Below are 12,215 nucleotides of genomic sequence, written 5' to 3' on the forward strand. Positions count from 1 at the left end.
AAATCGCGACATTCAGCGATCGACGGCCGCACCACCCGGCACGAGAGCCATGCCCTGTCCCAGAAACACCGCAAGCGCATCGAGGAGGCTTTCGGCTGGGCCAAGACCGTCGGCGGCATGGCCCAGACCGTCTATCGTCGCATCGAACGCGTGCGATCCCGCTTCATCCTGACGATGGTCGCCAACAACCTGGCCCGACTGCCCCGGCTGCTGGCAGCATGAAGCCGAAAACCGGCATCCGGCGTCCATGCCGCTCGTAGGAACGGGCCGGACGCGCAAAGCCGCTGGTCCCTCCGACGGGAAAACGCTCCAGAACGCCGAGTAATTCAGCGACCTGTTAAGGGGCGCCCGTTGCTGCCTGTCCACCCCGCCGGTATGGTGCCGCCCCCCATGGACAGGTCAATGCCCGCGTGAGCGCCACCACCGCGCCCGTCTCCGTCGCGCCCCGCCAAGTGGTCTCCGGCGCCCGCGACCCCGAGCATGCGCTCGAAGCCCTGACCGCCCTCGTGCGGACGGATCTGGAAGCCTGCAACCGCCTGATCGTCGAGCGGATGCAGAGCCCCGTCGCCCTGATCCCGCAGCTGGCCGCGCATCTCGTCGCGGCCGGGGGGAAGCGAATCCGCCCGCTGCTCACCCTCGCGGCCGCCAAGCTGTGCGGGCACGAGGGGGAGCGCCACATCGCTCTCGCCGCCTGCGTGGAGTTCATCCACACCGCCACCCTGCTGCATGACGACGTGGTGGACGAAAGCGCGCTGCGCCGCGGGGCGCCCAGCGCCAATGCGGTGTTCGGCAACAAGCCCAGCGTGCTCGTCGGCGATTTCCTCTTCGCCCGCGCCTTCCAGATCATGGTGGCGGACGGCTCGCTCCGCGTGCTGGACATCCTGGCCACCGCCTCGGCCACGATCGCGGAGGGCGAGGTGCTCCAGCTCGTCACTCAGAACGACACGGCGACGACCGAGGAACAGTATCTGCAGGTGATCGAGGGCAAGACCGCCGCCCTCTTCGCCGCCGCCACCGAGGTGGGCGCCGTGGTGGCCGACCGGCCCCAGGCCGAGGCCGAGGCGCTGCGCGAATATGGCCGCTCGCTCGGCGTCGCCTTCCAGCTGGTGGACGATGCGCTGGACTACTCGGCCAGCCAGGCCGCGCTCGGCAAAACGGTCGGTGACGACTTCCGGGAGGGGAAGATCACCCTTCCCGTGCTCCTCGCCTTCAACTCCGCGGAGGAGGAGGAGAAGGTCTTCTGGCGCCGCGTGCTGGAGGAGCGGGAGCAGGCGGAGGGTGACCTCGAGAAGGCCATCGCCCTGATGCAGTCGCGTGGCACGCTGGACGCCACCATCGAGCGCGCCCGGGAATACGGCACGCGCGCCCTCGATTCCCTCGCCATCTTCCCCGACGGGCCGGAGCGGCGCGCCCTGGCCGGTATCGTGGAATTCTGCATCGCCCGGGCGAGGTAGCACGCGGGGGCGCCCCCGGAGGGGCGCCCTTCCCGGATCAGCCGCGCCCGAGCCAGGGCATCTTCGTCGCCATGATGGTGAGGAAGGGGATGTTCGCGTCGAGCGGCATGGAGGCCATATGCGCCACCGTCCGGCCGACATGCGCGACATCCATCCGCGGCTCCACCATCATGGACCCGTCGGGTTGCAGCACGCCCTTGGTCATGCGCTCGGTCATCGGGGTGGCCGCGTTGCCGATGTCGATCTGGCTCGCGGTGATGTCGTGCTTGCGGCCGTCGAGCGCGATCTGCTTCGTCAGCCCCGTCACGGCGTGCTTCGTGGCCGTATAGGCGGCGGCCCCGGGGCGCGGCGCATGGGCGCTGATCGAGCCGTTGTTGATGATGCGCCCGCCCTTGGGGGACTGGTGCTTCATGATGCGGTAGGCGGCCTGGGCGCAGTAGAAGGTGCCGTCCAGATTGGCCGCCACAACCCCGCGCCAGTCCTCGAGCGGCAGCTCGTCGAAGTCCACGGCCGGCGCGCCGCGGCCTGCATTGTTGAACAGCAGGTCCAGCCGCCCGAAACGCTCCTTGATCTGCGCGAAGGCGGCCTCAACCTGGGCGCGGTCGCCCACATCGGCGGGAATCGCGACGCCCCGGCCATGCCCCGCGATGGTCTCCTCCAGCGGCTCCAGCCGGCGGCCGAGCACGGCCACCATCCAGCCCTCCGCCAGCAGGGCCTGGGCCGCCGCCCGCCCGATTCCCGTGCCCGCGCCCGTCACGACCGCATAGCGATCCGCCATAGCATTTCCCCCTTTCCAGCTGTGCTGGCGCGGAGCCTGCGTCGGGCATCCGGCGCTGGCAAGGCTCCGCGAATGGCTCGGCAACTGCGGGAGAAAGGGCGCGTTTCCCAGGACCAGGGCTGGAGCGTGAGATGAGCAAGGAATCGGAACGGAAGGCGCGGGACGCCACGGCGGCCGGGGTGGATCCCATCCAGGACAATCCGCGCGCGCACCGCCAGGCCCATGGCCGCATGGCGCCGGAGCGCGGCGACGGCCCGGCGGCGGGTACGGCGGACGAGCCCGTTTCACCGGGCGAGTTCCAGGCCGGAGACCGGTCCGAATTGGCCCAGGCGCTGGGCGGCCCGGTGGATATCTCGCCGATCCGCGGCCGCCGCATGATCGAGCGGCCCGAGGAATAGGCGCAGGCAGCGCGAACCAGAAGAGGCGCAACAGAATGAGCGACCGGCCCGATCCCGATGACGAGGTGGATCTCGTCGTCAGCCTTACCACCATCGTCGGCATCATCGATGCCGCCCGTGGGGCTGGGGAGCTGGAGGAGGAAGCCACCAACGAGGATGTGCAGGACGAGGAGAATCCGGACGACAGCGACCCGGATGCCATCGTCGACACTCTGAAGGGCCTCATCAACGAGTTGAACGAGGACGAGCAGGCCGCACTGATCGCGCTGACCTGGATCGGCCGGGGCGATTACGACGCCTCCGAATGGGACGAGGCGCTGCGCCTGGCCAAGGAGCGGAACGAGGACGGCACCGCGGCCGATTACCTGACCGGCATGGAACTGCTCGGAGACTACCTGTCCGAAGGCATCGCCGCCTTCGGCTATTCGGCCGAGGAAATCGCCCGCTAGCCGGCCTGCCTACCCCTCGCTCGGGCCCGGCCTATACTGGCCGCAAAGGGAACGGGCGAGGGGCGGCATGGAGAAGTACGGAATCGGCCAGCCGGTGCGGCGGCGCGAGGACCCCCGGCTGCTGACAGGGCGCGGGCGCTACACCGACGATATGGACCCGCCGGGCTGCGTGCAGGCCGTCATTCTCCGTTCGCCCCATGCCCATGCCCGCATCCTCTCGATCGGAACCGATGCCGCGAGGCGGGCCCCCGGCGTTCTTGCCGTGCTCACTGGCCGGGACGCGGCGGCGGATGGGCTGGGCCGCCTTCCCACCCTGTTCGACGTGCCGGGGAAGGACCGCCCGCTCTTCGACCCCACCCGCGAGATCCTGCAGACCGAGCGCGTGCGCTATGTCGGCGACCCCGTCGCGCTGATCGTCGCGGAAACGCGCCAGCAGGCCATGGATGCCGCCGAGCTGGTCGAGGTGGAGTATGATCCGCTGCCCTCGATCACCGACACGGCGGCGGCGGCGCTGCCCGGCGCGCCGGTCATCTGGGAAGCATGCCCGGACAACACCGCGGTGCTCTGGGACAGCGGCCGCTTCGAGGAGACGGAGGCCGCCTTCGCGCGGGCCTATCGCACCGTCTCCATCGACCTGGTGAACAACCGCATGGTCGGCAATCCCATGGAGCCCCGGACCGCGCTGGGCGAATGGGACGCGGAGACGGAGCGCTACCTCTTCCATGGGCCCAGCCAGGGCGCGCATCGCATCCGCGACAACCTGGCCAAGCACGCCTTCCGCGTGCCGCTGGAGAAGATCCGGGTCGTCTCCCCCGATGTGGGCGGCGGGTTCGGCGTGCGTGGGAAGCTGGTGCCGGAGAATGCCATGGTGCTCTGGGCGGCCCGGAAGCTGGGACGCCCGGTGAAGTGGCTGGCCGGCCGCACCGAGACCTTCCAGTCCGACCCGCATGGCCGGGACCAGGTGACGCATGCGGAGATGGCGCTGGACGAGGCGGCCCGGTGCCTCGGTGTCCGCATCCGCACGACCGCGGGCATGGGCGCCTACCTGCAGGACATGGGGCCGAGGGTTCCGACCTCTGGCGGAGCGAGGGTGATGGGCACGGTCTATGACGTGCAGGCCATCAACAACCAGGTGCGCTGCGTCTTCACCAACACCGTGCCGACCGACAGCTTCCGCGGCGCCGGGCGGCCGGAGACGGCCTACATCATGGAGCGCCTCTTCGACCAGGCGGCGCTCGCCTTCGGCATCGGGCGGGACGAGGTGCGGCGGCGGAACCTCGTCCGGCCGGAGCAGATGCCCTACCGCAACACGGTGGGGAACCTTATCGACAGCGGCGACTTCCCGGGCACCCAGGCCATGGCGCTGCGGATGGTGGATTGGGAAGGCTTTGCCGCGCGGCGCGCCGGCGCCCGCGCGCGGGGACGTTTGCGCGGGATCGGCCTCGGCTATTTCATCGAGGCCTCGGGCGGTATGCCGAGCGAATGGGCGCGGCTTCGCCTCACGCCCGAGGGGCGGGCGGAGATCCGCGTCGGCACCTTCAGCCATGGCCAGGGGCATGAGACCGCCTTCGCCCAGATCGTGGCGGAGCGCCTCGGCCTCGACCCCGCTCAAATCACCTTCATCCAGGGTGACACGGACGAGATCGAGAAAGGCACGGGCACCGGGGGGTCCCGCTCCTCCCAGATGGGTGGGGTGGCTGTGCTCCGCGCCAGCGACGCGGTGGTGGAGAAGGCCCGGCGCATCGCGGCGCACCTGCTTGAGGCCGCGGCGCGGGATGTGGAGCTGGAGGATGGCCGCTTCCGTGTCGCCGGCACCGATCTTCGCCTCGACTGGTCGCGCGTCATCGCCGCCGCGCACGACCCGGCACAGTTGCCGGATGGCGAGACGCTGGGGCTGGACGAGGCGCTGACCTATACGCGCGACACCGAATGCAACTTCCCCAATGGCTGCCACGTGGCCGAGGTGGAGGTGGACCCGGAGACGGGCCGGGTGGAGCTGGTGCGCTACGCGGCCGTGGACGACGTGGGCAACGTCATCAATCCGCTTCTCGTCCACGGCCAGATGCATGGCGGCATCATGACCGGCATCGGACAGGCCTTGATGGAGGAGGCGCGCTACGACCCCGAAGGCGGCCAGTTCCTCACCAGCACCTTCCAGGACTACTGCATGCCCCGCGCCGGCGATGCCTGCGACTTCGAGCTCGCCCTGAACATCGTGCCGACACCCACCAACGAGCTGGGCGTGAAGGGGGCAGGGGAGGGCGGCGCCTGCGGCGCCCCGCCCGCCATCGTCTCCGCCGTGTGCGACGCGCTCGGGGTGGCGCATATCGACATGCCGCTCACGCCGGAAAAGGTCTGGCGGGCGCTTCGGAGCGTCCCCGCTCAGGCGGCTTTAGGGGCGGGCTGATCCTGGGGTGGCGGTCTGTCCCGGGGAGAGGAAGAAGGAATTCTTCCTCTCCCCGGCCCCCTCACCATCATCTTCTCTTGGAAGTTTGGAATCACTTGGCCGACGGTGCGCCTGAGGTCTAGGACCTCAGGCGACTACAACGGCAGAACAGGCGCCCAACAACCCGAGACCCCACTGATCCGGAGCATCCACGGCAGTCCGATGGAGTTCCAAGGGCCTCACGCCCTTGGCGGGTGAGGTCCGGAGAGGGCAGCGCCCTCTCCGGGGCCCGAGCAGCCCAGAACGGTTTCAATCCGCGCGAAGAAGTCGCCGTGCCGCCGTGAACCGCCCGGCCAGCGCGCGGCAGTGGCAGGAGACATGGGGTGCGATGGCTTCGCACCAGCTCCGGGTTGCCGCGTTGGCGGCGGCCAGCCGGTCCGCCGCTTCCTGCGCCTGGCGGGCGAGGGCGGCTTCGTCGATGCCGAGTACCCGGCCGTCGCGCAGCTTCCACGTGCCGCCCACCATCACCTCGCGCAGCGCCAGACCGTCCTCGGTGAAGACGAGCTGGTTGGCGGCGTCGTTGAAGGGGGCCCAGTTGATGTGGCCGAGGTCGAGGAAGACGAGGTCGGCCAGCTTGCCCGGGGCGATCACCCCCGCATCCAGCCCCAGCAGCTTGGCCGAGCCCTCGGTGGCCAGGCGCACGCATTCCGCCGTGCCGAGCCAATCCTCCTCCGTGGCGCCGTCCCATAGGCGGGAGGCGAAGGCGGCCAGGCGCATGGCTTCGAACATGTTCTGGTTGTCGGAGGAGCCGGAGCCGTCGGTGCCCAGCCCGACCGTTACCCCCGCGCGGATCGCGGCCCGGGCCGGGGCGATGCCGGAGGCCAGGCGCATGTTCGACCCGGGATTGTGCGACAGACCGCCGCCGCGTGCGGCCAGAAGGGCCAGGTCCGCATCCGTCAGCCACACGCCGTGCGCCACGCTGAAGCGCTCGTTCACCAGCCCCAGCCGGTCCATATGCGCCAGCAGGGTGGAGCCGTAGCGCAGCTCGCCGCCGCCGGCCTGGTAGCGCGCTTCGGCCACATGCGTCTGCATCGGCAGCCCGTGCTCGGCCGAGAGGTCCCGGCAGCCCTCGAGGAAAGCGTCCGAGCAGTGCAGGGGGATGGTGGGCGCGCAGCCCAGCCGCACGGCCCCGCCGCGCCAGGCCTTCGCGGCGGCATGGATGGTGGAGAGGGTGTCGTCGGCGCGGGCCATGGACATGCCGGCCGCGCGCGCCTGGTGCTCCTCGGGCAACGCCTGGATGAGCCCGGGCGTGGCCTGGAAGAAGGTGAGGTCGGCCACCATCGGCGCCAGCACGGCGCGCAATCCGACGGCCTCATAGGCCTCAGCCATGGCCTGCAGCCCCTCCACCGAGGGGCCGGGGAATTCGAAGGCGAGGTCGTAGCCGGCGGTGCAGCCCTTCCGCAGCATCTCGACCGCGGTCAGGGTGGTGGCCAGGCGCTTCTCCTCCAGCCCGCGCCCGCCGCCGATCCAGGGTGCATGGGTCAGCAGCAGCGCCAGGTCCCACTTGTCGCCCATGCCCTTGGAGAGCCCGCCATGCCCATGGGTGTGGCCGTTGACGAGGCCGGGGATGACGAGGCGGCCCGTGGCATCGTGCCGGGCGGCATCCTCCACCGCCGTGCCGGGCGGGAGCAGGGCCGCGATGCGCTCGCCCTCCAGAAGGATCTCGAGGAAGGGGGCGGAGAGGGCATCGGGGGCGAGGACCCGCGCGCCGGTGATCAAGAGGCGTTCCATGGGCCCCAGGGTGCAACCGCCGCGCCACGGGGGGCAACCGGCGCGCCGGCCCCGGGCAGCGATGCACCGCGCCGCCTACCCCGCCCCGCCCGATCCGCTATACCCCGCCCATGACGATCGGCATCGAGTTAGGGCGGACGAATACGGGGGCCGCCGGGATGATGGACCTCGAGGAGCTCCTGGCCACCCGGCTCCTCGTCCAGGGCAATTCGGGCAGCGGCAAGTCGCATCTCCTGCGCCGCCTGATGGAGCAGTCCGCCCCCTGGGTGCAGCAGGCTGTGATCGACCCCGAGGGCGACTTCACCTCGCTGGCGGACAAGTTCGGCCACCTGGTCATCGACGCCGCGGCGCATCCCGAGGAGGCCATGGCGGCCGCCGGGGACCGGGTGCGCCGCCACCGCGTCTCGGTCGTGCTGAACCTGGAGGGGCTGGAGGTGGACCGTCAGCTTCGCCACGCCGCCGCCTTCCTGGGCGGGCTGTTCGACGCCGAGCGCGACCATTGGACCCCGATGCTGGTGGTGGTCGACGAGGCCCAGCTCTTCGCCCCGGCCGCCGGCGGCGACACCTCGGACGACGCCCGCCGTGCCGCGCTTTCGGCGATGACGGACCTGATGTGCCGCGGCCGCAAGCGGGGGCTGGCCGGCATCATCGCCACGCAGCGCCTGGCGAAGCTGGCCAAGAACGTGGCGGCCGAGGCCTCGAACTTCCTGATGGGCCGCACCTTCCTCGATATCGACATGGCGCGTGCCGCCGACCTCCTGGGCATGGAGCGCCGGCAGGCGGAGCAGTTCCGGGACCTCCAGCGCGGGCATTTCATCGGGCTCGGCCCCGCGCTCTCCCGCCGGCCCCTCGCCATGCGCATCGGCACGGTGGAAACCCAGAGCCGCGGCTCCGGCCCCTCGCTCACGCCCCTGCCGCAGACAGCGCCGGAGGAAGCGCGGGAGTTGATCCTGGCCGCCCCCGGCCCGGTGGCGCCCCGTCCGGCCCGCCGCGCGCCGCCCACGCCGCCGCAGGACATCCTGGCGCAGCTGGCCCAGGCTTCCGCCACCCCGCGCCCGGCGGCGACCCGCGCGGTGGAGCCCGAACCCTCGGCGGAGGAGGTGGCGGAGCGCGATGCCCGCACCCGCGCCATCCTGCACGAGATGCTGGCCGAGGAGGACGCCGCCTTCCGCCCCATCGGCGTGCTGTATCAGGACCTGCTGGTGCGGTTGCGCATCCATGCCGTGGGCGGAAGGCCGCCGGAGCTGCCCGCCTTCCGCCGCATGCTGGCCGTGGCCCGCGCTGGCATTCCGCCCGAGGCCGCGAATGACCCCGGTTGGCCCGAGGCGGCTGCCCGGGCGGAGGGGCTGCCGGAGGACACGCAGGGCGTCTTCCTGCTGCTGGCCCATGCCGCCCGCCAGGGAATGCCCTGCCCATCCGATGCCGCCATTGCCCGCGCCTATGGCAGCCGCTCCGCCGGCCGCGCGCGGCGTCTCCTCACCTGGATCGAGGAGCAGGGGCTGATCGTGCAGCGCCCCGCGGCCGGCGGGCGGCGCATCGTGGCGCTGGTTGGGCTGGCCTGGGAGACGGCGCCGGGGGACCCCGCCGCCGCCTGAGCCGTCGCTCCGGAGGGCCTGCGCCCTCCGAAGCCCGGCGCCTCACCAGCGGTAGGAGATGCTGCCCAGCACGTTGAGCCGGTTGCCGTAGAAGCACCCGTTATCGCCGGAGCAGCGGCTGACATAGCGCGTGTCGGCCAGGTTGCTTGCATGAACGGCCAGCTGCAGCCCCTTCAGCGCCGGCGCCATCTTCTCCAGGTCGTAGCGGATGGTGGCGTCGAACAGCGTGGTCGAGGGCACGACATTGCCGCCCACATTGGCCGTGGTCGTGTTCCCGAGGTAGCGCACCCCCGCGCCCAGCGTCAGGCCGGAAAGCGGGCCGGCCGCATGGACGAAGGTGTATTCGCCGTACAGCCCCGCATTGTTGCGCGCGACGCCGGCCGGGCGGTTGCCCACCTCGCCCGCCGCGTTGCTCCGGGTGATCTCGGGATCGAGAAGGGTGTAGGAGCCGGTGAGGGAGATGCCGTTGCCCAGCTCGGCCACCGCCTCCAGCTCCAGGCCGCGCACGCGGATCTGACCGACGGCGACCTGCTGGAACACGTTCAGCGGGTCGGGTGTCAGCGTGTTCTGCTGGGTGAGGTGGAAGGCGCTGAGCTGCACGAAGCTGCGCATGCCGGGGGGCTGGAACTTCAGCCCCACCTCATACTGCTCGCCCTCCAGCGGATCCCAGGCGCGACCCTGGCTATCCGTGCCGATCTGCGGCTGGAAGGAGCGGGCGTAGGAAGCGTAGGGGGCGAGGCCGTTGTCGAAGAGGTACAGCGCGCCCGCGCGCCAGGTGAAGGCGGTGTCCTGCTGGTAGCGGTTGCTGTCGTTCAGGCGGTTCCGCACGTCCGAATAGGCCCAGTCCTGCCGGATGCCGCCGAGCAGCACGAGGCGGTCCCAGCGGATCTGGTCCTGCAGGTAGAGGCCGTACTGCGTGTTCACCTGCCGCACGCTGTCATAGGAGGAGGTGAGGGCCGGGACAGGGCTGCCATAGGCCGGCGCGAAGACATCCAGCCCATTGGCGAAGGCGAAGTACTGCGCGTTGCGGTAGTTCACCTGGCTGTAGTCGAAGCCGCCGAGCACGGTGTGGCCCAGCGGGCCGGTGGCGAAGTCCGCGCGCAGCTGGTTGTCGATCTGGAAGGTGCCGACATCGATATCCGCGCGATAGGCGTAGCGGTTCAAGGTCCGCTGGTCCGGCTGCAGCCCGCCGCCATAGACCTGCCTCCAGGCGATGTCGGTATGGCCGTAGCGCGCGTTCTGCTGGAAGGAGAAGACGTTGTCGAAGCGATGGGTGAACTCGTATCCCAGCCCGTATTGCGTGCGGTCGAAGCGGTCGTAATCAGTCTCGCCGGTAAAGAGGCTGCGGCTGATGCGCCCGTAGGGCGTGGGCTTCACCGTGCCCTGATAGGGCAGGAACTGGTTCCCCGAGGTCCGGTCCGCCTGATAGTAGCCGAGCACGGTCAGCGAGGTGTTCGCATCCGGACGCCAGGTGAGGGCGGGGGCGACGAAGGCGCGGTCGTCATGCACCTCGTCCACCGCCGTCTGGCTGGCGCGGCCGAGGCCGGTGAGGCTGTAGGACCAGACGCCGTCCGCGGTGAGCGGCCCGCTGGAGGTGGCCTGCACCTGCGTGCGGCCATAGGAGCCGGCGGTCAGCCGCACCTCGCCCTGCGCCATCTCGGTCGGGCGGCGCTGCACCATGTTCACCAGCCCGCCCGGCGCAATCTGCCCGTAGAGCACCGATGTCGGCCCGCGCAGGATCTCGTAGCGCTCGAGCCCGTAGGTCTCGAACATGCTGCCCGCATAGCCCGTGTTGTAGCGCAGGCCGTTGAGGAAGATGCCGTTGTCCTGCGCGTTGAAGCCGCGCAGCTGGAACCAGTCCGTGCGGCTGTCGGTCCCGTAATTCTCCCCCCGCACGCCCGCCGTGTAGCGCAACGCCTCGCCCAGCGTCTGCGCCTGGCGCGCGTCAATCTGGTCGCGCGGGACCACGCTGATGGATTGGGGGTTCTCGATCAGCGGCGTGTCCGTCTTCGTGCCGGTGATCTCCTGCCGCGCGACGAAGCCGCGCACGGGGTCCAGCGCACGTTCGGCATTGCTGGTGACGTCCACGCCAGGCACGACGACGGCCGCGCCCGTATCCTGCGCGAGGGCCGGCGAGGAGAGGGCGGTCGCGCTCATCAGGCAGGCCAGAAGGCGGGTGGCGCGATGGGAATGGGGCGGGCGCATCAGGGTCTCCGGGTCTTGCCGGTCCTCCGGCTCGCGGCCCGGTAGCGGATTTCGTCGCGACTGAGAACAGGTTGCAAGCGGGCGCCGGCGATTTCGTTCCCGGCGTGGCGCGGGGGGCGCCACACCCCATCTCCGCCGCTGGCAAGGGCACGCCCCTCGGCTATCCTCCGCGCAATGTCCAAGGAGAGAACGATCATGCCCCTTCCCAGGCGCGGGATCCTCGCGGGCCTGGCCGGTGCCGCCGTTATCCGCCCAGCGGCCGCCCAGTCCAACGCCATCACCCTGGTCGTGCCCACCGCCCCCGCCGGCACGACGGATTTCGCGGCCCGCCTGCTCGCGGAGCCGCTCTCCCGCCAGCTCGGCCAGCCCGTGGTGGTGGAGAACAAGGCGGGCGCCAACGGCGCCCTGGGCACGCAGGACGTGGCGCGCGCCCGGCCCGACGGCACCCGGCTGCTGGTGCAGTACTCCGGCTACCATGTCGGCTCGCCCGCCATCGTGCCGAATATCGGCTATGACGTGCGGAAGGATTTCGCGCCGGTCGCGCTGCTGCTGGATGCCCCGCAGGTGATCTTCCTGCACCCCTCCATCCCGGCGGCGAATGTCCAGGAGCTGGTGGCCTATGCGAAGGCCAATCCGGGAAAGCTGAACTACGCCTCCTCCGGCACCGGCTCCCTTCAGCACCTCGGCACGGAGCTGCTGAAGCTGCGGACCGGGACGGACATGATCCACGTCCCCTACCGCGGCACCGGCCCCGCCACCCAGGACCTGATCTCCGGCCGGGTGCAGATGATGATGACCACCCCGCCGCCGCTCATGCCCTTCGTGCGGGAGGGCAAGCTGAAGGCCATCGCCATCACGGCCGGCACGCGCCACCCGGCTCTGCCCGACGTGCCCACCCTGGCCGAATCCGGCCTGCCGGACCTGGAGGTGATTGGCTGGTTCGCCGTCTTCGCCCCCGCAGGCACGCCGGAGGCCACGCTGAAGCGGCTGACCGAGGCCTGCAATGCCGTGGTGGACACGCCCGAGTTCCGCCGCCGGGCGGAGGAGCAGGGCGCCATCATCCGCATCCTGCAGCCCGCCGAACTCCAGGCGCGGGTGAACCGGGAGCTGGACGAGTGGACCCGGGTGGTGCGCGAGGCGAAGATCCAGCCCGAATAGG

10 protein-coding genes are annotated in these 12,215 nt (G+C 70.8%); 7 read left to right on the forward strand and 3 right to left on the reverse strand.

The window, feature by feature from the left end; translation table 11 throughout:
* Both BUB97_RS14680 and BUB97_RS14685 read left to right on the forward strand, forming a co-directional pair.
* On the forward strand, positions 1 to 222 hold a 222-nt coding region (locus tag BUB97_RS14680; protein WP_175562640.1), incomplete at its 5' end, for a transposase.
* 230 nt (positions 223 to 452) lie between these two features.
* The gene (locus BUB97_RS14685) at positions 453 to 1,454 is read left to right on the forward strand and encodes a polyprenyl synthetase family protein (RefSeq protein WP_073136228.1); all 1,002 of its coding nucleotides are present in this window, start codon (positions 453 to 455) and stop codon (positions 1,452 to 1,454) included.
* A gap of 37 nt (positions 1,455 to 1,491) precedes the next feature.
* On the opposite strand, the gene BUB97_RS14690 is transcribed toward BUB97_RS14685, so the two are convergent.
* A complete protein-coding gene (locus tag BUB97_RS14690) occupies positions 1,492 to 2,232 on the reverse strand; it encodes an SDR family oxidoreductase (protein WP_073136018.1) in 741 nt (246 codons plus the stop codon).
* 131 nt (positions 2,233 to 2,363) lie between these two features.
* Between BUB97_RS14690 and BUB97_RS14695 the strand changes: the two genes are divergently transcribed.
* The 3 genes from BUB97_RS14695 (at position 2,364) to BUB97_RS14705 (ending at position 5,486) form a co-directional block, all read left to right on the forward strand.
* Complete coding sequence (locus tag BUB97_RS14695) at positions 2,364 to 2,630, forward strand: hypothetical protein (RefSeq protein WP_073136020.1); 267 nt, start codon at positions 2,364 to 2,366, stop codon at positions 2,628 to 2,630.
* A gap of 35 nt (positions 2,631 to 2,665) precedes the next feature.
* Positions 2,666 to 3,079, forward strand: a complete 414-nt coding sequence (locus BUB97_RS14700; protein WP_073136022.1) for a DUF3775 domain-containing protein — start codon at positions 2,666 to 2,668, stop codon at positions 3,077 to 3,079.
* A 67-nt stretch (positions 3,080 to 3,146) separates the two neighbouring features.
* On the forward strand, positions 3,147 to 5,486 hold the full coding sequence (locus BUB97_RS14705) for a xanthine dehydrogenase family protein molybdopterin-binding subunit (RefSeq protein ID WP_073136024.1): 2,340 nt from the start codon (positions 3,147 to 3,149) through the stop codon (positions 5,484 to 5,486).
* 288 nt (positions 5,487 to 5,774) lie between these two features.
* Here the strand turns inward: BUB97_RS14705 and BUB97_RS14710 are convergent, their stop codons facing one another.
* Entirely contained in the window at positions 5,775 to 7,256 is a 1,482-nt protein-coding gene (locus BUB97_RS14710) for an amidohydrolase family protein (protein ID WP_073136026.1), read from the reverse strand.
* Between the two features lie 110 nt (positions 7,257 to 7,366).
* On the opposite strand from BUB97_RS14710, the gene BUB97_RS14715 reads away from it, so the two are divergent.
* Positions 7,367 to 8,851, forward strand: coding sequence for an AAA family ATPase (locus BUB97_RS14715; protein WP_073136029.1), 1,485 nt, complete (start codon positions 7,367 to 7,369; stop codon positions 8,849 to 8,851).
* Between the two features lie 42 nt (positions 8,852 to 8,893).
* Here BUB97_RS14715 and BUB97_RS14720 read toward each other — a convergent pair whose 3' ends face one another.
* Positions 8,894 to 11,056, reverse strand: coding sequence for a TonB-dependent siderophore receptor (locus tag BUB97_RS14720; RefSeq protein WP_073136031.1), 2,163 nt, complete (start codon positions 11,054 to 11,056; stop codon positions 8,894 to 8,896).
* 195 nt (positions 11,057 to 11,251) lie between these two features.
* On the opposite strand from BUB97_RS14720, the gene BUB97_RS14730 reads away from it, so the two are divergent.
* Entirely contained in the window at positions 11,252 to 12,214 is a 963-nt protein-coding gene (locus tag BUB97_RS14730; protein WP_073136035.1) for a Bug family tripartite tricarboxylate transporter substrate binding protein, read from the forward strand.
* Position 12,215: the final 1 nt, after the last annotated feature.

The organism is Muricoccus roseus, assembly GCF_900141905.1.
GTDB classification, from domain to species: domain Bacteria; phylum Pseudomonadota; class Alphaproteobacteria; order Acetobacterales; family Acetobacteraceae; genus Roseomonas; species Roseomonas rosea.

Coding starts and splice junctions, on each gene's coding strand:
- BUB97_RS14690 (WP_073136018.1), bottom strand. CDS start 2,232: ATGGCGGATCGCTATGCGGTCGTGACGGGCGCGGGCACGGGAATCGGG.
- BUB97_RS14695 (WP_073136020.1), top strand. CDS start 2,364: ATGAGCAAGGAATCGGAACGGAAGGCGCGGGACGCCACGGCGGCCGGG.
- BUB97_RS14700 (WP_073136022.1), top strand. CDS start 2,666: ATGAGCGACCGGCCCGATCCCGATGACGAGGTGGATCTCGTCGTCAGC.
- BUB97_RS14705 (WP_073136024.1), top strand. CDS start 3,147: ATGGAGAAGTACGGAATCGGCCAGCCGGTGCGGCGGCGCGAGGACCCC.
- BUB97_RS14710 (WP_073136026.1), bottom strand. CDS start 7,256: ATGGAACGCCTCTTGATCACCGGCGCGCGGGTCCTCGCCCCCGATGCC.
- BUB97_RS14715 (WP_073136029.1), top strand. CDS start 7,367: ATGACGATCGGCATCGAGTTAGGGCGGACGAATACGGGGGCCGCCGGG.
- BUB97_RS14720 (WP_073136031.1), bottom strand. CDS start 11,056: ATGCGCCCGCCCCATTCCCATCGCGCCACCCGCCTTCTGGCCTGCCTG.
- BUB97_RS14730 (WP_073136035.1), top strand. CDS start 11,252: ATGCCCCTTCCCAGGCGCGGGATCCTCGCGGGCCTGGCCGGTGCCGCC.